Here is a 19,092-nt window from a genome sequence, read left to right as displayed (position 1 = left end):
TGAAGGGGAGCGCGCCTGATGGACGAGACTCGCCCGGGCCGGGCACAGCGGCGGGGCCGCCGGATCATGATGACCGACGCGGAGGTGGACGCCTTCCTGCGCGAGCAGCGCACCTGCCGGGTGGCCACGGTCTCGCCGGACGGGCGGCCGCACGTGGGCGCCCTGTGGTTCGCGTGGGACGGCACGTCGCTGTGGCTGTACTCGATCACGCGCAGTCGGCGCTGGTCCGACCTGCGCAAGGATCCGCGGGTCTCGGTGGTCGTCGACGCCGGGGAGGCGTACGACGAGCTGCGCGGCGTGGAGCTGTCCGGCAGCGTCGTCCTCGTGGGCGAGGCGCCCCGCACCGGCGAACCGTGCCCGGAGCTGGCCGAGGCGGAACGGATCTTCCCGGTCAAGAACTTCGGCATCGAGGAGATGCCGCACGACGGACGGCACGCCTGGCTGCGCCTCACCCCCGACGCGGTCGTCTCCTGGGACTTCCGCAAGCTGTAGCCGGCCGGCTGCGCGCAGGACCGCGCTCCGAGCACCGCCAGGCCGCGGCCGACGCCACACCGGGCCGGACACCACGCGGCCCGGGCACCGCTCGACCGCGGACCGCCGCGCGGCCTAGGCCGTCTCTTTCGGATCTTGCCGGGCCCGCGACGCCCGGCACCGTGCCTGGCCGCACTGCCGAGGCGACCACGTACGTCCAGTACGCGAGCGCCCCGGCAGCACGCCCAGGCACGGCACCAGACGCCGCGGGCTCGGCCGACAAGATCCGAAAGAGACGGCCTAGCCGGGCAGCCCCGCCGCCAGCGGCGCCGCCGCCTGCCGAAGGGCGTCCACGGCGGCCCGGATGGAGGGCCGCCGGTCGGCATCCGCGCGCCAGACCGCGTACACGTGACGGCGCACGCTGTCGCAGACCGGCAGCAGCCGCACCCCGGACGGCACCGGGCCCCGGCCCAGCCGGGGCGCGACGCACACCCCGAGGCCGGCTTCCACGAAGGCCAGCTGGGTGTGGTGCTCCTCGGCGATGTGGGCGATGCGCGGCTCGACGCCCGTACCGCGCAGCGTGAACACCAGCCACTCGTGGCAGAACTGGCCCTCGTTCCAGGAGATCCAGTCGTCGTCGGCGAACTCGGCGAGCGAGATCCGCGCGCGCCCGGCCAGCCGGTGCCCGGCGGGGACCGCGATGTCGACGGAGTCGTCGAGCAGGTGGGTGCGGGTGAGCTCCGCGGGCACCGGCATGCGCTTGTTGTGCCAGTCGATGGCCAGCGCCATGTCCAGGTCGCCGCGGACCACGGCGGCCATGCTCTCCTCGGGTTCCTGCTCGCGCACGAGCGCCCGCAGTTCCGGATGGTCGGCGCGCAGGGCGGACAGGGCCTGCGGCAGCAGTCCGCGCATGGCGGTCGGAAAGGCGCCGACGCGCAGTTCGCCGACCGCGCACCCGCGCTGGGCCTCGACGTCGGCCTGGGCGAGCTCCACCTGGGAGATGATCCGGGCGGCGTGGTCGGCGAGCAGCCGGCCGGCGTCGGTGAGCCGCACCCCGCGCCCGTACTTGGCCAGCAGCGGCTGGCCGACCTCGCGCTCCAGCTTGGCCATCTGCTGGGAGACGGCGGAGGTGGTGACGTGCAGGCCGTCGGCCGCACCGCCGACGGAACCGTGGCGGGCGAGGGCGTCGAGGGTGCGCAGGCGCTCCAGGTTCAACATGTAAGCGATGCTACGCGGTGTGGGGCAGAAACTCTCGCTTGTCCTACGAAGTTGACGCGCGCACAGTATGCGTCATGAGCGCACCCGCGGCCCACCGCCCCAGCCACCCGGCACCCACCCCTCCTTCCGACCCGCTCCCGGCGATCCCCGCGGGCACGACCACCGCGGGCCCGGCCCCGGCGGACGCCGCCACCGCAGCCGGCGAGGGCGCGACGACCGCCCGTCCGGCCCGCCGCCGCCCCGGCACCCTCCTGCTCGACTGGCGCGTCCGCTTCGCCGTGCTCTCCGTCGTCTGGGGCTTCAGCTTCCTCCTGATCAAGGTCGGCACGGAGGGGTACGCGCCCTTCCAAGTCGCCCTGGGCCGGGTCCTGTTCGGCGCTCTGGCGCTGCTGTCCGTCCTGCTGGTGCGCCGTGAGCCGCTCCCCCGCTCCCTGCGCACCTGGGGCCACCTGTCGGTGGCGGCGCTCCTGCTGAACACCGTGCCGTTCTCCCTCTTCGCCTTCGCGGAGCTGCGCATCCCCTCCAGCCTCGCCGGCATCTGCAACGCCACCTCGCCCCTGTGGGGCATGGCCCTGTCCCTGGTCGCCCTGTCCGAGGACCGCCCCACGCGCCGCCGCTTCGCCGGTCTCGGGCTGGGCTTCCTCGGCGTGCTCACCGTCCTCGGGGCCTGGCAGGGCTTCTCGGGCGTCGACGCCACGGGCACCGCCCTCGCCCTGCTCGCCTCGCTCTGCTACCCGATCGGCTGGATCTACGTCCGCCGCACCCTCGCCGGGACCCCGGGCTCGCCGGTGGCGATGACCGGCGGCCAGCTGCTGCTCTCCACGGTCCAGCTCACCCTGGCGAGCGCGGTCTTCACCTCCGCGCCCACGTCGTTCCCGCTGTGGCCGACCCTGTCGGTGATCGCCCTGGGCGCCCTCGGCACGGGCATGGCGCTGCAGATGCAGTACGGGCTGGTCAAGGAGGTCGGCCCGACGACCGCCCAGATGGTCACGTACTTCATCCCGGTCATCGCCACCACCGCGGGCGTCCTGGTCCTCGGCGAACAGCTCCACTGGAACACCCCGGTCGGCGCCCTGATCGTACTGGCGGGCGCGGCCCTCACCCAGACCCGCCCCACCGCCCGCCCCGCGCCCTGACCCCCTGCCACCGCCCGGCCCGTCAGCCGGACCGGCCCTCCGACGCCCCCGGCCGGACCGCCGCCGCCAGCGCGTCGGCCAGCGCGGTCGCCTCCGCCGCCCGCAGCCGCGAGACCGTCACCCGTACGCCCGGACCCGCCTCGGCCCGGAACCGGGCGCCGGGGGCGACCGCCCACCCGGCGGCCAGCAGCCGCGTCACCACCGCGGTCTCGTCGGCGACGGGCACCCACACGTTCATCCCGCTGCGGCCGTGCGCCCGCACTCCGCGCCCGGCCAGCGCCGCGACCAGCGCGTCCCGCCGTTCCCCGTACGCGCGCGCCACCGCCGCCCGGTCCACCGCCCCGGAGGACCACAGCTCGACCACCGCGTACTGGAGCAGCCGGCTCACCCAGCCCGGGCCCAGCCGCTGCCGCCCGCGCACCCGGTCCAGCGTCACCTCGTCGCCCGTGAGCACCGCGAGCCGCAGGTCCGGGCCGTACGCCTTGGCCGTGGACCGCACCAGCGCCCAGTGCCGGGTGGCGCCGCCCAGGGTGTGCAGCGGCAGGTCGACGAAACCGTTGCCGTGGTCGTCTTCGATCACCAGCACCTCGGGCCGCCGGGCCAGCAGCGCCCGCAGTTCGGCCGCCCGCCCGGCGCTCACCGCGGCCCCGGTGGGGTTCTGCGCCCGCGAGGTCACCACCAGCGCCCTGGCCCCGGCCTCCAGCGCCCGCGCCACGGCCCGCGCGTCGGGCCCGTCGTCGTCGACCCCGACCGGCAGCACCCGCAGCCCCAGCGCCGGGACCAGGTCCAGCACGCTCCCCCAGCCCGGGTCCTCCACGGCCACCGCGTCGCCCGGCCGCAGGTGGGCGGCCAGCACCCGCTCGATCCCGTCCAGCGCGCCCGAGGCGAGCGCGACCGGCCCGGCCGGCACCCCGTCCGCGTCCAGGCCGGCCCGCGCGAGGCGGGCCAGCTCCGGGGCGACGGGGTCCTGCCCGTAGAGGACGGGCGAGCGCGCGGACCGCAGGGCGGCCGCGGCGAGCGGCCCCGCCAGCGACGGCAGCAGCTCGACGTCCGGGTTGCCGTCGGTCAGGTCCCGCACCCCCTCCGGCACGGTGATCCGCAGCGCGTCGCGCGGTGTGGTCGTCGGGCGGGCCCGCACGCGGCTGCCGCGCCGTCCGTCGGTCGCGATGATCCCGCGTTCGCGCAGCGTGCGGTAGGCCGCGGCCACGGTGTTGGGGTTGACGCCGAGCTCACCGGCCAGCTCCCGCATCGGCGGCAGCGGCGCGCCGGGCGCGAGCGCGCCCGACCCCACGCCCGCTTCGACGCTGGCCGCGATCTCCGATGCGCGACGCCCTGCGATCCGATAGTCTCCTAGCACAAAGCTGATTATGCACTAATACAACGGAGAACGCCATGACCGCCACCCCGGCCACGGAGACGACCGGACCCGCCGCCCCGTACGAACCCACCGACCGCACGGTCCCCACCCGTTCCCGGGAGCGCGCGCACTACGACCGGGAGACCGTGCACGCGATCCTCGACGAGGCGTACCTGTGCCACCTCGGGTTCGTCCGCGACGGCGCCCCGGTGGTCCTGCCCACGCTCTTCGCCCGCGTCGGCGAGGCCCTCTACCTCCACGGCTCCACCGGCTCACGACCGCTGCGTGCGGCCGGCCGGGAGGACCCCGGCCTGCCCGCGTGCGTGACGGTCACCCACCTCGACGGCCTGGTGCTGGCCCGTTCGGCCTTCCACCACTCGATCAACTACCGCTCGGTGGTCGTCCACGGCACCGCCCGCGAGGTCACGGACGAGGCGGAGCGCCGCCTCGCCCTGGACGCCCTGGTCGACCACGTCGTCCCGGGCCGGTCCGCGGACTCCCGGCCGGCCAACGCCAGGGAGCTCGCGGCCACGGCCGTGATCCGCCTGGACCTGGACGAGGTGTCCGCGAAGGTCCGCACGGGCGGCCCGAACGACGACGCCGAGGACCTGGCCCTGCCCCACTGGGCGGGCGTGGTCCCGGTCGCGCCCACCTACGGGACCCTCGTCCCCGCGGCGGACCTGGCCCCCGGCGTCGCCGTCCCGGACTACCTCACCGCGCCCTGAGCGTCCTCCGCACCGGCCCGCCCGGCAGCGGTTCGTCCCGCCGGACCCCCGGCCGGACGGGCCGCGTCCGCCGGGCCGCCGAAGGGAGCGCCCACGGGCCCTCCCCCGGTCCCGCCGCCCGGCCGCCGCCACTCCGCCGCGATCAGCGCCCCGACCGCCGTCAGCAGCAGTACCGTGCCCAGCACCACCGCGCCCGTCAGCTGCTCCCCGAGGACCAGGACGGCGATGGCGGCCGCGCTCACCGGCTCGATCAGCATGATCACGGACACGGTCGCGGCCCGCACGGAGGCGGCCCCGGTGAAGTAGAGCGCGTACGCGAGCGCCGTCGGCACCGTGGCCACGTACACCAGCAGCCACAGCACCCGCCCCGGCTCGGCCGTGTGCGGCAGCAGCCCCTCGGCCGCGGCGAGCGGCAGCAGGCACACCGTGCCCACCCCGACCGACCAGGCCGTGGTCACCAGCGGGTCCCCGCCGGCCCCGCGCTGCCCGAGCCACCGGGCCCGCAGGGTCATCGTCGCGTAGCCGGCGGCCGAGAGCAGCGCCCAGCACACGCCCAGCGGCCGCACCGCGCCGCCCCCGCTGCCCAGGACGAGCACGGCGAGCCCGCTCAGCGCCCCGGCGACGGCCGCGCCGCCGCCCAGCCCGAGCCGCTCGCCCATCCAGCGGCGGCCGCCGAGCGCGATCAGCACCGGCCCGGCCCCCAGCGTGACCACCGTCCCCACGGCGAGGCCGGTCTCGCGCACGGCGGCGAAGTAGGCGGCCTGGAAGAGCGTGAAGAGCAGTCCGGTGCCGATCAGGGACCGGGTCGAGGGCCGCACCCGCCCCGGGAGCGGGCGGGGACGGCGTACGGCGAGAACCGCGAGCAGGACGACGAGCCCTCCGGCGCAGCGCCAGAAGGACAGGGACAGCGGACCGAGGTCGCTGGAGAGGAAGAGGAGCGAGGCGGCGGCTCCCGCGGTGCCCCAGGCGGCTCCGGCGAGGACGAGGTACAGCAGACTGCGCCCGGCAGCGGGCGAATGGTTCGACACGTGTGTCTCCGCGCATGCGTGAAGGATGAAAAGGGGCAGCTCATCGCTTCGCGGGCAGCGCGCACCCGCCCGGGAGCACCCGGGCCGGGTCGTGAAGGTCGTGGAGCGCCGCCCGCGCTAGGCGGCGGGAGGCGGAAGCACGGTCATCGGCATGGCGTCACCCTAGGCGCTGGCGGTCTGGTGGTCCAGTACGGACGGATCGGCCGCCGCCGGCGGGGTCGGCCGGGCGGACTGTGCGATGAGGGCGCCGCCCAGCACCAGGCCGCCGCCGACGATCTGCCAGGTCGACAGGTGTTCGCCGAGCAGGATCCAGGCCAGCACCGTGGCGATCACCGCCTCCAGGCAGGCCACCACGCCCGCGACCTGCGGCGAGAGCCTGCGGACCGAGACCACGCCGGTCAGGTAGGCGAGGACGGTCGCGATGAGCACCACCCAGCCGAGCAGCAGCCCGGCGGGCAGCAGCGTGCCGTTCAGCGAGGCGTCGCCGCCCAGCACCTGCCAGTCCATCTGCCACGGCCGGGCGATCACGGTCATCACCAGGGTGCCGATGATCATGCCGTACGCGATCACCCCGAGCGGGTCGGGCACGTCGTCCCCGTCGGTCCCCTGGTCGGCGAAGACGAAGTAGAAGGCCTGGCAGCAGGCGGCGGCCAGGCCGAGCAGCACCCCGAGCGGGTCCAGGCTCAGCCCCGCCCAGATCTCGACCACGCAGGCCAGGCCCACGACGGCGACGGCGGCGCCCGCGGCGGCGGCCCGCGTCACGGGCTTGCGCTGCACGAAGCGGATCCAGCCGAGCAGCAGGGCCGGGCCCAGATACTCCAGCAGCAGGGCCACACCGACCGGGATCCGCGACAGGGAGGCGAAGTAGAAGGCCTGGACGCCGGCCACGCCGATCAGTCCGAAGCCGGCGAGCAGTGCGGGTTTGCGGCGCAGCAGGTCGCGGTGACGCCAGGCGAGCGGCGACAGCACGAGGGCCGCCCCGGCCACCCTGAGCCAGACCATGTGGAGGGGGTCCAGACCCGCCTCGATCAGCGGCTTCGCCGCCACTCCGGAACCACCGAACGCGAACGCCGAGACGAGGGCGAGGCCCAGTCCGGCGTGTCTCCCTGACGCTTGCATCGGGCCATCATGGCAGGGCCGGTCAGGAGCGTCACCGGTGTGACGCCTGTTGAGACGCACCCGATATCCGGGGTCGTCGCCCTCCCGGAATCTGACGGGTCGTCAGTATTGAATGTTCCGCCCGCCGGGGCTACCTTCCGCCGCACGTACCCGACGAGAAGGGGTGGTCGCATGGCCGAAGTCACCGCGGAATCACGGATCGAGGCGCCCGCCGCGAAGCTCTGGGCCCAGCTGACGGACTGGGACGCGTACGGCCAGTGGAGCATGACGCACACCGACTTCCCGAAGGGCGGTCCGCAGACCCTGGCGATCGGGACCGCCTTCGCCGAGAACATGAAGATGATGGGCTTCCCCGCCGAGGTCCTGTGGACCGTCTCGGAGCTGGAGGACGAACGACTCTTCGCGATCACCGGCAAGGGCCCCATGGGCGTCGCCGTGCTGACCCGCTACACCCTGATCCCGGACGGCGCCGCCACCACGGTGCGCATCGACGGCGAGTTCACGGGGGCGGCCGTCTCCCTGATGGCCGGCAAGCTCAAGGACTCGGCCACCGCCGCGCTGAACGAATCGCTGCGCAAGCTCGCCGGCCTGGTGGCCTGAGCCGCCGCGACCCCGCCCGCGCACCCCTCCGCACCGACGGCGGCGCGCCCCGCGAGGTCTCTCGCGGGGCGCGCCGTCAGGTGCCCCCGCAGCGGGGAGCGGGCCGGTCAGTGCTCGTCGGCCAGGATCAGGTAGAGCTTCTTGCGGGCGTCGTTGATGACCGCCACGGCCTTCTCGCGCTGTTCGGGCGAGCCGGTCTTGAAGACCTGCCCGAAGGCCTCCATCAGACCGACTCCGGCCTGGCGGACCTCGTGCATCGCCTCGAAGTCGAAGCCGCGGCCGGCGTCCGCCCAAGGGACGTCCGGGCCCGACTCGGCCTCGGTACGGCCCGCGTCGGTGAGCGTGAACAGCTTCTTGCCGCCGTCGCTCGCGCTGGTGATGAGACCCTCGTCCTCCAGGAGCTGGAGGGTCGGGTAGACCGAGCCCGGGCTGGGCCTCCAGGCCCCGCCGCTGCGCTCGCCGATCTCCTGGATCATCTCGTAGCCGTGCATCGGCCGGTCGGTGAGCAGCGCCAGGATCGAGGCGCGCACGTCGCCGCGCCGCGCCCGGCCCCGCGGCCCGCCGCGGCCGCCGCGCCCGCCGAAGGGGCCCCCGCCGAAGGGCGGCCCGAACGGTCCGAAAGCGGCGCGGCGCCCGGCGAACTCCTCCCGACGATCCGGCCCGCAGTGGCCGTGGCCCCGTCCGTGCTCGTGCCCGTGGTCGTGTCCGTGCTGTCCGTGTGAACGCATGACCGCGCTCCTTCCGTCATTCGATTTCCTCGTCATCGGTGTTCCGATGTCTCCACTATCACTGATCCATCGCGATGCGTCAACGATATATCGGAACCTGTCGCCGACAGTCTCTCGGATCGTGCTGCGGCGGCCACTGCCCCCGAGGCCCGTGCCCGGCCACGGCCACGGCCCGTGCCCTTTCGGTCCTCGCCGACGGCGCGGGGGCGCCCTGACCGCCGGCCCGTCGCGCCCGCTCCCTGCCCTTTCACCCCTCGCGCGGGCCGTACCGGCGCCCTTAACCTCGGGCCATCGGGCCCCCGGGCCGACGAGCGACCCTGGAGGGCAGGCGCGCGTGCGAGAGGCAAGGACACCCTCGGTTCCGCCGGCCACCGCGACGGCGCCGCGCAGACGCTCCGAGCCCGGCGCACGGACCACGGACCGGCAGCAGCCGGCCGGGCCGGTCCCGCATCCCGCCGCACTCGCCGCCCTCCAGCGGACCGCGGGCAACGCGGCCGTGACGCGCTGGGTGCAGCGTCAGGAGGACACCGGGGCCAGGGAGGAGGCGCGCCGGCACGCCATCGATCCCACCGGGCACGGCGAGTGGGGCACGTTCCGCGACGACATGGCCAGGGCCGGCTTCGACGACGACGTCACGGACGCCGCCTGGCAGCTCATCCTCGGCGGCCTCGCCGAGCAGGGGCAGCTCAACGACGAGGCCATGGCCGCCCACGTCAAGCGCCAGGACCAGCGCGACCACCGCGCCTCGAACACCTGGTACCAGGACCTGGTGAAGCTCATCGGCGCGTACCTGAAGATCAAGACCCCGACGCTGGCCCTCTGGTCCGGCGGCAGGCAGATGAGCGACTACGCCCTCGCCAAGGGCCACACCCCCCTGGAGTCCACGGCCTTCGGCGGCGTGGTCGACAAGCTGACCCTGACCGAGGACTGGTCGCTCAAGACGCCGATGTGGAACGTCCTGTCGAAGGCCTTCGTGAACCACGCCGGGGGAGCCGTCCACATCTTCCTGCGCGGCTACGACCCCGACAGCGTCCTGATCGCCCAGGAGATCCCGCAGCTCCGCGTGGTCATGGCGCTCAACCCGGCGGTCCGGCTCGTCTGGCACCCGGTGTACACCGCGGCGGACGGACGGCCGATGGAGATCACCAAGCGCCTGGAGCTGACCACCGACGCGCACTACGCCACCCGTGACGAGTGCGTACAGGTCCTCTACGACTACCTCCGGCTCGAACACGACCCGGCCAACGACCACTCCCGGCGCGCCCACGCGGAGATGAACGCCCGCCTGGCCGCCAACGGCAACGCCCCGTAGCCCCGGCCCCACCGCCAGACGCACGGCCGGGCCCCCGAACCAGGCCCGATCCGCGCCGGCCGGACGGACGGCCTAGGCTGCGGGCATGACCCAAGTCCGCGGATTCGGGTCCGCACTGACCCTCCTTCTGGATCAACGAGAGCTCCACCCAACCGAGTTGGCCGAGCGCGCCGGACTGGGCGCCGACGAGGTCCGCACCGTGCTCGCGGGGTCGGTGCCCGCGCGGGAGCAGGTCCGCCGGCTCGCGGCCGCGCTCGGCTTCCACGCCCTCGACCTGTTCGTCCTCGCGGGGCTGGCGGTCCCGGACGACCTGGCACCCCCGGACCACACCGCACACCACTGGGTGCGGCAGATCGTCGTCGACGCGGCGCGCCTTCCGCCGACCGAACGCCGCTCACTCCTGCGGCGCGTCCGCTCCCTGCCGCGGGAGGAGCGGCGCACCGCCTTCGCCGCGACGCGCCTCCCGCCCGGCGGCGGCGGCCCGGGCAGCCGGGTCATGCTCATGTTCCGCCACCGCAACCTGGATCCGCTGGGCCTGGCGATGTCCCTGGGCCTGGTGACGCCCACCTACCTGTCGGCGGTCACCTTCCACGTCATCGGGCTCGGCCGCAAGGAACTGACGCCCCGCCTGGTGACGGACTTCGCCGCCCTGCTCGGCCTCGACGCCCGCGAACTGGCCGCGCTGACCGGTGTCCCCCTGACCCGGGAACCTGCACCCCCGGCTCCGGAGGCGGTCGACGCCGCGGCGCTGCTGTGGGAGGCCCGCCGCCTCTGCGCCGGCCAGGCGGAGCAGGTCGCCGGGATGGTCCGCTCCCTGCGCGCACGGGCCGAGACCCCCGAGCCCCGGTAGGCGGGCGCCCCCGACCGGAGGCCCGGCCGCCGCACCGTCACCCGCACCCCCTCGCCCCTCACCCGGCACCCGCACCTCTTCCGAACCCCGTCCCGGCGGGCCCGCCCGCACCGGGAGGTCGCCTGCCTGGGGGAACCCGCCGCCTCCCGCGACCACGGGGCGGGAGGCCGCACCCGAGGGGGCGCCACGAGCACTCCCCCCGACCGCGGCCACCAGGCAGGACCCGGCCCGACGCACCCGGCGGCGCCCGCCCCGGACCCGTGTGCAGGGGGGCCAGACATCCCGGATTGGCCTTTGCCGGTCATCGGGAAGCCGTCCTACGGTCGGGACATGCGCATCCGAATCGTCGACGCCTTCACCGACCGCCCGTTCCACGGCAATCCCGCCGCCGTGCTGCTCTTCGACGCGGCGTTCCCCCCGGACACCTGGCTCCAGCAGGTCGCGGCCGAGATGAACCTCTCCGAGACGGCCTTCGCCCACCCCCTGCCGCCCGGTGGCGACGCCGACTGGGCGCTGCGCTGGTTCACCCCGGCCACCGAGGTCGACATGTGCGGGCACGCCACGCTCGCCACCGCCCACGTACTGGCGTCGGGCGGCCTGGCCGAAGGGCTGATCCGGTTCGCCGCCCGCTGCGGGGTCCTCACCGCGGAAACGGCCGCGGACGGGTCGGTGACCATGGACTTCCCGACGTCCTCGCTGACGCCCGTGGAGGCGCCGGCGTCGGTGGGACACGCCCTCGGCGGGGCGCCGATCCTCTCGGTGCACGACACGGCCGCCCACATCGGCGACCTCGTGATCGAACTGGCCGACGAGAGGACCGTCCGCGAGCTGGAGCCGGACCACGCCGCCCTGCGCGCCTTCGCCCGGCGCGGGGTCGTCGTCACGGCGGCGGCCGAGGACCCCTCCCGCGGGTACGACTTCGTCTCCCGCGGCTTCTTCCCGGCCTTCGGGATCGACGAGGACCCGGTCACCGGCAGCGCCCACACCGCGCTCGCCCCGTTCTGGGCCGAGCGGCTGGGCCGTACGGAGCTGACCGGCCTCCAGGGCGGAGCCCGGCAGGGCCTGGTACGGGTCACCCTGGCGGGCGAGCGCACCCTGCTCGGCGGTCACGCGGTGACCGTCCTCGACGGGGAGCTCCTGACCGCCCCCTGAGGGCGGCGGGCCCGGCGTCCGCGCCGGGCCCCACCCGCAGGCCCGCCGTCACGGCGTCGGCAGCCAACCCACCTTGCCCGCGAGCAGCGCGTACCCGCCGAAGGCCACGATGTCCAGCAGCGCGTGCGCGACGACCAGCGGGCCGACCCGACCCCAGCGGCGGTAGGCCAGCACGAACACCACGCCCATCGCCACGTTGCCGATGAACCCGCCGATGCCCTGGTACAGGTGGTACGAGCCGCGCAGCACCGAGCTCGCCACCAGCGCGGCCAGCGGAGACCAGCCGAGCTGGCCGAGCCGGCGCAGCAGGTAGGCCAGCACGATGACCTCCTCCACCACGGAGTTCTGCACCGCGGAGAGGATCAGCACGGGGAACTTCCACCACACGTCGGGCAGCGCCTCCGGCACCACCGTGAGGTTGAACCCGCCCGCCCGCGCCGCCAGGTAGAACGCCAGCCCCGCGCTGCCGATCCCCGCCGCGACCAGGGCGCCCCGGCCCAGGTCCCACCACGGCCGGGTCCGGTCGAAGCCCAGGACCCGCAGCCCGGGTACGCCCTCACGGGTGAGCAGGTGCGCCACCAGCAGGACCGGGACGAGGGCACTGGCGATCCCGAACAGCTGCCAGGCCAGGTCGAGCCAGGGCCGGCCCGGCGCGTACGAGCCGTTGAGGGTGGCGGCCTGGTCCTTCAGCCCTCCCGGCTTGGTGAGCGAGCCGATGAAGCTGATCAGCGCCGAGACCCCGCTCGCCCCCAGCGACAGGGCGAGGACGAGCAGCGTCTCGGTGCGCAGCACGCCCCGCCGCTCGTCCTCGCGCAGCTCCACGACCACCGGCTCCGGCTCCGCCCGCACGCCCGACTCCCGTCCCGCCATCCCGTCACGACACCCCCATACTGCCCCGTCCCCGGGCCGGAGGGATCATCGCGTCGGGATCACCGGACGCCGCCGGGTGAGCGGCGGCTCAGCGGACCACCGGCAGCGGGGCGCTCACCTCCGCTTCGGTCAGCCCCACGGGCCAGGTGTGGACCGGCTCGCCCCGGTGCATCAGCTCGCTGTAGCGCCGGGTGGTCGCGGCGAGCGCCTCGTCCCGTTCCAGCCCCGCCGCGAGCGCCCGGTGGTAGGTGTCGACCTGCCAGGTGGCCCCGTTGGCCCGGCGCCGGCAGCGCTCCTCGACGATGCCCAGGTAGTAGTCCCGGTCGGCGGGCTCGATGCCCCAGGCGTCGAGCCCGGCCGCCGCCATCGGCAGCAGCTCGTCCAGGACCAGCCGTACCGCCGGGACGCTCGCCAGGCCGCCGCCGCGGCCCCGGCGCGGCCAGCGCAGCCGCGCGTCGATCCCGTACCGGCAGGCGGCGTCGAAGTTGGCCTCCGCCTCGGCGAACGGCAGCCGGGTCCAGACCGGGCGCTGTTCGTCGGCGAGGGTGCGGACCAGGCCGTAGTAGAAGGCGGCGTTCGCGACGACGTCGGCCACGGTCGGGCCGGCGGGCAGCACGCGGTTCTCGACCCGCAGGTGCGGCACCCCGTCGGAGACGCCGTACACCGGCCGGTTCCAGCGGTAGACGGTCCCGTTGTGCAGGACCAGTTCCTGGAGGCTCGGCACGCCGCCCTCCCCGAGCACCCGCAGCGGCTCCTCCTCGTCGCAGATCGGCAGCAGGGAGGGGAAGTAGCGGACGTTCTCGGCGAAGAGCTCGTACGCCGAGTCCACCCAGCGCTCCCCGAACCAGGTCCGCGGCCGCACCCCCTGGGCCTGGAGCTCGGGCGGCCGGGTGTCGGTGGCCTGCGTGAACAGCGGCGGCCGCGACTCCCGCCACAGCTCCCGCCCGAACAGGAAGGGCGAATTGGCGCCGACGGCGATCTGCACGGCGGCCACCGCCTGCGCGGCGTTCCACACGTCGGCGAACCGGGCCGGGGTGACCTGGAGGTGCAGCTGGACGGAGGTGCAGGCCGCCTCCGCCACGATCGACCCGGAGGTGCAGGTCAGCCGCTCGACGCCGTCGATGTCGAGGGTGAAGTCCTCGCCGCGCATCGAGAGGATCTGCTCGTTCAGCAGCGAGTAGCGGTCGACCGCCGAGAGGTTCGCGGTGACCAGGTCGGCCCGGGAGATGGTCGGCAGGATTCCGATCATCACCACCCCGGCGTCGATCGCCGAGGCCTGCCGGTGCGCATAACCGAGCCCCGCGCTGAGTTCTTCGGCGAGCTGGTCGAAAACCCGGCCTCCAAGCCGGTGCGGAAGGACGTTGACCTCCAGATTGAACATTCCCAGTTCGGTCTGGAAATCCGGGCTCGCAATCCGCTCCAGCACCTGGGCATTCACCATTCTCGGCATCCCGTCGGCACCCGCGAGATTCAACTCGATCTCCAGCCCCATCATGTTCTTCGGGCGATCGAACCTCTTCTCGGCCAGAAGTCGCTCCAGCCCCTCCAGGCACTCGTGAAGCTTCCTTCGATACCGCTGCCGATCGGACAGGTCGAATCCGCCTGCCACGACCTTCTCCCCCATCGAAGCGTCCCTCCTCAAGTGGGCCCTGCCCGGCATCACGGGGCCGCGTCTCGGTCGATGATGCCCCGGCAACGTGATCCATAACGCCGCGGGGGCATGCGTGGCGAGGAGCGCGCGCCGGTTTGGCCGACGGGCGCTTCGGCACATTCACCTGGCAAGTCGACATACGCACTTTCTTGCTTGACTTTGCCGGTTCGGTGCGGCAGGCGCTTTTCAGCCGAGCCCCCGTCCGGTAAACTCCGAGGTCAGCGCGACTTGTGCGCGTAGGCCCGGCAGGAATGCCACGGCAGTGGGACCGGTAAGCGACTTGCCTGCAATAGACGGGACAGCTAGCCGAAACACTGCGTGAACACATGTCGTATAAACTCCGCAAACGAGGCAGAGAGTTGGCGCGCGGCCATTGCCCCTCAGCCCCCCTCTGGCCCCAGAATGCGACAGCGCCGTCCGCACCTGCCCCCGTTCCACAGGTCTCCCAAGTGAGAGGCGACCCACCATGCCGCTGCATGTCCCTCCGGCTCCCGCGCCCGCCCTGCGCAGCGTCCTCGCGGCACTCGCGTCACCCAGCGCCGTCCACGAGGCGCACACCCCGGCCCTGCGCGCCCTCCACGGCCCGCTGACCGCCGAACTCCCCCTTCCGGTCCACGTCCTGGACCGGCTGAACACCTCCAACCTGGCGGCCGGCGGCAGGCCGCCCCGCACGCGGCTCACCGGCTGGCGCTTCCTGATCCGCAGCGGTGAGCGCTACGTCGCGGCGGCCGACACCCGGCTGACCGCGGACGGCTGGGCGTTCTCGCACTTCTTCGAGGGCCCGTACGTGGCCGCCACGGAACGGGCCCTGCGCCAGGCGGAGTCGCTCGGCACGAGCTACCAGCCCCGCCTGCTCTCGGTGCCCGAGCTGTACATGCTGACCCTCTGGCTGCACGGCGCGGTCGGAGCCGACGCCGCCGCGGGCCTGCCGGCCGGCGAGGACCTGCTGGTCCCCCTCGCGCCGGCCCCGCCCGGCATCGCCCCGTACCGGCCGCACCCGGTGGCCGAGCTGCTGCCCGTACTCACCCAGCGGCTCACCCCCGCGGCGGCGCAGACGCCCGGTACGCTGGCCGCCCCGGCCGCCTGACCCGAGCGGCCCATTCGGCCTAGCCCGCTTGGGCCACTCGCGAACCACCCGAAATGACAGGGGAGTTGGCATGAACCGCCCGCACGGGTGATGCGTCATCAATCTGTGAGGACAGCTGCCGGGAAATACCTGCGAAGCGGCTGTCGTGGGGGAAGACTGAGGACACGCTCCCCGCGGGTGCGGGGATGACCCAGGGGGACGGCCCATGAACCACGCATCGAGCCGTAGCACGCCGACCACACCGCAGCGAAAGAACGCATCCATGTGCCAGCACCAGCCAGCCTGCCCGTCAGCACACTCCGCCGACAGGGAGGCCGCGCACCCCGTGGCCAACCACCCGGAACAGGGCTGGAGCCTGCTGTGCAACGGCGTCCTGCTCTTCGAGGACACCGGCGAGCTGCTGCCCGACGGACGGATCATCGCCCCGCACCGCCCGCTGGCGGCGCAGGCGGCCTGAGGGTCCGCGGCGACGACGGAGGGGCCGGCCCGGGATGAACCTCCCGGGCCGGCCCCTCGGCGTGCTCAGTTGTCGTACTCGTCCAGCGGCGGGCAGGAGCAGACCAGGTTCCGGTCGCCGAACGCACCGTCGATGCGGCGCACCGGCGGCCAGTACTTCCCGGCGGCCGTGACCCCGGCCGGGAAGACGGCCTCTTCCCGGGTGTACGGGTGGTTCCACTCGCCGCCCAGCGCCGCGGCCGTGTGCGGGGAGTTGGCCAGCGGGTTGTCGTCGGCCGGCCACTCGCCGCCCGCGACCCGCTCGATCTCGCCGCGGATGGCGATCATCGCGTCGCAGAACCGGTCGATCTCGGCGAGGTCCTCGGACTCCGTCGGCTCGATCATCAGCGTGCCGGCCACCGGGAAGGACATGGTCGGCGCGTGGAAGCCGTAGTCGATCAGCCGCTTGGCGATGTCGTCCACGCTCACGCCCGTCGACTTCGACAGCGGGCGCAGGTCGATGATGCACTCGTGCGCGACCAGGTTGCCCGGGCCCGTGTAGAGCACCGGGTAGTGCGGCTCCAGGCGCTTGGCGATGTAGTTGGCGCCGAGCACCGCCACCTGGGTGGCGCGCTTGAGGCCCTCGCCGCCCATCAGGCGCACGTACGACCAGGAGATGGGCAGGATGCCGGCCGAGCCCCACGGCGCCGCGGAGATCGGGCCCACGCCCGTCTCGGGGCCGGCGGTCGGCTGGAGCGGGTGGTTCGGCAGGAAGGGGGCCAGGTGCGCCCGGACGCCGACCGGGCCCACGCCCGGGCCGCCGCCGCCGTGCGGGATGCAGAAGGTCTTGTGCAGGTTCAGGTGCGAGACGTCGCCGCCGAAGTGGCCCGGCTTCGCCAGGCCCACCAGGGCGTTGAGGTTGGCGCCGTCCACGTAGACCTGGCCGCCGGCGTCGTGCACCCGGGCGCAGATGTCCGCGACGTGCTCCTCGAACACGCCGTGCGTGGACGGGTAGGTGATCATCAGGACGGCGAGCTCGTCGCGGTACCGGTCGATCTTGGCGTGCAGGTCGTCCGCGTCCACCTCGCCGTCGTCGGCCGTCTTGACGACGACGACCTTCATGCCGGCCATCACGGCGCTGGCGGCGTTGGTGCCGTGCGCGGAGGACGGGATGAGGCAGACGGTGCGCTGCTCGTCGCCGTTGGCGCGGTGGTAGGCGCGTACGGCCAGCAGACCGGCCAGCTCGCCCTGCGAGCCGGCGTTGGGCTGAAGGGAGACCTTGTCGTAGCCGGTGACCTCGCAGAGACGTTCCTCCAGCTCGGTGATGAGCGTGAGGTACCCCTCGGCCTGCTCCACCGGGGCGAACGGGTGCAGCTGGCCGAACTCGGGCCAGGTCACCGATTCCATCTCGGTGGTCGCGTTGAGCTTCATGGTGCAGGAGCCCAGCGGGATCATGCCGCGGTCCAGCGCGTAGTCCTTGTCCGAGAGCCTGCGCAGGTAGCGCAGCATCGCGGTCTCGGAACGGTGCTGGTGGAAGACCGGGTGCGTCAGGTACGCGTCCGAGCGCAGCAGGCTCTCGGGCAGGGCGTCGGCCGTGGTGGCGTCCAGGGCCTCGATGTCGGCACCGACCCCGAAGGCCGCCCAGACGGCGTCCACGTCGGCGCGCAGGGTGGTCTCGTCGCAGGAGACGGAGACCAGGTCGGCGTCGACCTGGTGCAGGTTGACCCCGCCCCGGCGGGCGGCGGCGACGACCTCGGCGGCCTTGCCGGGCACCCGGGCCGTGACCGTGTCGAAGTAGGAGCCGTGCACGACCTCCACCCCGCCGGCCGTCAGGCCCGCGGCGAGCAGGGCGGCGTAGCGGTGGGTCCGGCGGGCGATCGTCCGCAGGCCGTCCGGGCCGTGGTAGACGGCGTACATGGCGGCCATGACGGCGAGCAGCACCTGGGCGGTACAGATGTTGCTGGTGGCCTTCTCCCGGCGGATGTGCTGCTCGCGGGTCTGGAGGGCCAGCCGGTACGCCTTGTTCCCGTCCGCGTCCACGGAGACGCCGACGAGGCGGCCCGGGAGCGAGCGGGCGTGCTTGGCCTGGACGGCCATGTAGCCGGCGTGCGGTCCGCCGAAGCCCATCGGGACGCCGAAGCGCTGGGTGGTGCCCACCGCGATGTCGGCGCCGAGCTCGCCCGGCGAGGTCAGCAGCGTCAGGGCGAGCAGGTCGGCCGAGACGGTGACGACGGCGCCCAGCTCGTGCGCCCGGTCGATCAGCGGCTTGATGTCGCGCACGGCGCCGGAGGCCCCGGGGTACTGGATCAGCACGCCGAAGACGCCGCGCTCGGCGATCTCGGCCGGAATGCCGTCGGAGAGGTCGGCGACGACCACCTCGACGCCCGTCGGCTCGGCGCGGGTCTCGATCACCGCGATGGTCTGCGGCAGCGCGTCGGCGTCGATCAGGAAGACACCGTCCTTGACCTTGCCCACGCGGCGGGAGAGCGACATCGCCTCGGCGGCCGCGGTGCCCTCGTCGAGCAGCGAGGCGCCCGAGGTCGGCAGGCCCGTGAGGTCGGCGACGACGGTCTGGAAGTTCAGCAGCGCTTCGAGGCGGCCCTGCGAGATCTCCGGCTGGTACGGGGTGTACGCCGTGTACCAGGCCGGGTTCTCCATGACGTTGCGCAGGATCACCGGCGGCGTGAAGGTGCCGTGGTAGCCGAGGCCGATCATGGAGGTGAGGACCTGGTTGCGGTCGGCCAGCGAACGCAGCTCGGCCAGCACCTCGGCCTCGGTGCGCGCCTCCGGCAGGTTCAGCGCCTCGGCGGTCTTGATCACATCCGGCACCGCGGCGGCGGTCAGTTCGTCCAGGGAGCCATAGCCCACCTGGGCGAGCATCTTCGCCTGCGCCTCGGCATCCGGGCCGATGTGGCGCTGCTCGAAGGGGATGCCTCGCTCAAGCTGGCTGAGCGGAATGCGGTTGGCGGTCATGTACGGAGGCCTCCTGGTCGTATGACCTGCGAGGGGCACCACGGCGCTGGCACCCGGACGGCCTCCCCCTCTGTCATCTCAACCTGAGAGTTTCACCGGAGTCGCGGGGATCGCCCGAGAGCTCCGGCTTTCACCGTCGGTGAGGGGAGGGACCGGCACTGCGCACCCGGTACCCGCCCCTGCTTTCCAGAGTGGCCTCGTCCGTGCGGTACGTATGCCTGAGAGATTCCGGGGAGGATTTGCTCCTTCGGCGCCTCCGTCGAGCTCACTCGGAGGACTCTCCCGCACAGGGTCGACAGCCGCTGCCAAGCCTACCAGCGAGGTTCTGGGCCGTCCCCGAGTGGCCCGGTCTCCCGTTATGCACTTCTGTAGTCATTACG

General features: G+C 73.8%; 17 protein-coding genes and 1 riboswitch. Of the genes, 9 read left to right on the top strand and 8 right to left on the bottom strand.

What is annotated here, in order from left to right:
• The first annotated feature begins 18 nt into the window (after positions 1-18).
• Entirely contained in the window at positions 19-492 is a 474-nt protein-coding gene (locus CP968_RS27760) for a pyridoxamine 5'-phosphate oxidase family protein (protein WP_150520588.1), read from the top strand.
• 279 nt (positions 493-771) lie between these two features.
• Here the strand turns inward: CP968_RS27760 and CP968_RS27755 are convergent, their stop codons facing one another.
• Positions 772-1,689, bottom strand: a complete 918-nt coding sequence (locus CP968_RS27755) for a LysR family transcriptional regulator (protein ID WP_150520587.1) — start codon at positions 1,687-1,689, stop codon at positions 772-774.
• A gap of 74 nt (positions 1,690-1,763) precedes the next feature.
• Here CP968_RS27755 and CP968_RS27750 point away from each other — a divergent pair, with 74 nt between their 5' ends.
• Complete coding sequence (locus CP968_RS27750) at positions 1,764-2,825, top strand: DMT family transporter (protein WP_189829105.1); 1,062 nt, start codon at positions 1,764-1,766, stop codon at positions 2,823-2,825.
• A gap of 22 nt (positions 2,826-2,847) precedes the next feature.
• On the opposite strand, the gene CP968_RS27745 is transcribed toward CP968_RS27750, so the two are convergent.
• Entirely contained in the window at positions 2,848-4,182 is a 1,335-nt protein-coding gene (locus CP968_RS27745; protein ID WP_150520585.1) for an aminotransferase class I/II-fold pyridoxal phosphate-dependent enzyme, read from the bottom strand.
• A gap of 35 nt (positions 4,183-4,217) precedes the next feature.
• Here CP968_RS27745 and CP968_RS27740 point away from each other — a divergent pair, with 35 nt between their 5' ends.
• Positions 4,218-4,907, top strand: coding sequence for a pyridoxamine 5'-phosphate oxidase family protein (locus CP968_RS27740; RefSeq protein WP_150520584.1), 690 nt, complete (start codon positions 4,218-4,220; stop codon positions 4,905-4,907).
• Here CP968_RS27740 and CP968_RS27735 read toward each other — a convergent pair.
• Positions 4,889-5,935, bottom strand: coding sequence for a DMT family transporter (locus tag CP968_RS27735; RefSeq protein WP_229886886.1), 1,047 nt, complete (start codon positions 5,933-5,935; stop codon positions 4,889-4,891). The two genes, CP968_RS27740 and CP968_RS27735, sit on opposite strands and share 19 nt — an antisense overlap.
• Positions 5,936-6,097: 162 nt before the next feature.
• The gene (locus CP968_RS27730; protein WP_150520583.1) at positions 6,098-7,054 is read right to left on the bottom strand and encodes an EamA family transporter; all 957 of its coding nucleotides are present in this window, start codon (positions 7,052-7,054) and stop codon (positions 6,098-6,100) included.
• A 171-nt stretch (positions 7,055-7,225) separates the two neighbouring features.
• Between CP968_RS27730 and CP968_RS27725 the strand changes: the two genes are divergently transcribed.
• Complete coding sequence (locus tag CP968_RS27725) at positions 7,226-7,654, top strand: type II toxin-antitoxin system Rv0910 family toxin (protein ID WP_150520582.1); 429 nt, start codon at positions 7,226-7,228, stop codon at positions 7,652-7,654.
• Positions 7,655-7,761: 107 nt separating this feature from the next.
• Here the strand turns inward: CP968_RS27725 and CP968_RS27720 are convergent, their stop codons facing one another.
• Complete coding sequence (locus CP968_RS27720; RefSeq protein WP_150520581.1) at positions 7,762-8,382, bottom strand: PadR family transcriptional regulator; 621 nt, start codon at positions 8,380-8,382, stop codon at positions 7,762-7,764.
• Between the two features lie 334 nt (positions 8,383-8,716).
• Here CP968_RS27720 and CP968_RS27715 point away from each other — a divergent pair, with 334 nt between their 5' ends.
• From CP968_RS27715 to CP968_RS27705, 3 genes are all read left to right on the top strand, one after another.
• Positions 8,717-9,694: a hypothetical protein gene (locus tag CP968_RS27715; RefSeq protein ID WP_150520580.1), complete on the top strand. Its 978-nt coding sequence runs from the start codon at positions 8,717-8,719 to the stop codon at positions 9,692-9,694.
• A 157-nt stretch (positions 9,695-9,851) separates the two neighbouring features.
• Positions 9,852-10,544 carry an XRE family transcriptional regulator gene (locus CP968_RS27710; RefSeq protein WP_150520579.1) on the top strand — a complete coding sequence of 231 codons (693 nt, stop codon included), beginning with the start codon at positions 9,852-9,854 and terminating at the stop codon, positions 10,542-10,544.
• 330 nt (positions 10,545-10,874) lie between these two features.
• A complete protein-coding gene (locus CP968_RS27705) occupies positions 10,875-11,696 on the top strand; it encodes a PhzF family phenazine biosynthesis protein (RefSeq protein WP_150520578.1) in 822 nt (273 codons plus the stop codon).
• A gap of 48 nt (positions 11,697-11,744) precedes the next feature.
• Here CP968_RS27705 and CP968_RS27700 read toward each other — a convergent pair whose 3' ends face one another.
• Positions 11,745-12,566, bottom strand: coding sequence for a CPBP family intramembrane glutamic endopeptidase (locus CP968_RS27700; RefSeq protein WP_229886885.1), 822 nt, complete (start codon positions 12,564-12,566; stop codon positions 11,745-11,747).
• Positions 12,567-12,654: 88 nt separating this feature from the next.
• The gene (locus CP968_RS27695) at positions 12,655-14,190 is read right to left on the bottom strand and encodes a glutamate-cysteine ligase family protein (protein ID WP_150520577.1); all 1,536 of its coding nucleotides are present in this window, start codon (positions 14,188-14,190) and stop codon (positions 12,655-12,657) included.
• 493 nt (positions 14,191-14,683) lie between these two features.
• Here CP968_RS27695 and CP968_RS27690 point away from each other — a divergent pair, with 493 nt between their 5' ends.
• Both CP968_RS27690 and CP968_RS27685 read left to right on the top strand, forming a co-directional pair.
• Positions 14,684-15,304: a hypothetical protein gene (locus CP968_RS27690; RefSeq protein ID WP_150520576.1), complete on the top strand. Its 621-nt coding sequence runs from the start codon at positions 14,684-14,686 to the stop codon at positions 15,302-15,304.
• Between the two features lie 262 nt (positions 15,305-15,566).
• Positions 15,567-15,761 (top strand): DUF5999 family protein, encoded by a 195-nt coding sequence (locus CP968_RS27685; RefSeq protein ID WP_280116701.1) that lies wholly within the window; start codon positions 15,567-15,569, stop codon positions 15,759-15,761.
• A 65-nt stretch (positions 15,762-15,826) separates the two neighbouring features.
• Here the strand turns inward: CP968_RS27685 and gcvP are convergent, their stop codons facing one another.
• Positions 15,827-18,712 carry an aminomethyl-transferring glycine dehydrogenase gene (gene gcvP, locus CP968_RS27680; protein WP_150520574.1) on the bottom strand — a complete coding sequence of 962 codons (2,886 nt, stop codon included), beginning with the start codon at positions 18,710-18,712 and terminating at the stop codon, positions 15,827-15,829.
• Positions 18,713-18,908: 196 nt separating this feature from the next.
• Positions 18,909-19,007: riboswitch (glycine riboswitch) on the bottom strand.
• Positions 19,008-19,092 lie beyond the last annotated feature (85 nt).

Origin of the sequence: Streptomyces subrutilus (assembly GCF_008704535.1) — a bacterium.
Classification (GTDB): Bacteria; Actinomycetota; Actinomycetes; order Streptomycetales; family Streptomycetaceae; genus Streptomyces; species Streptomyces subrutilus.
The sequence above is the reverse complement of the archived record's forward strand: the minus strand, read 5'-3'. Positions and strand labels throughout refer to the sequence as shown.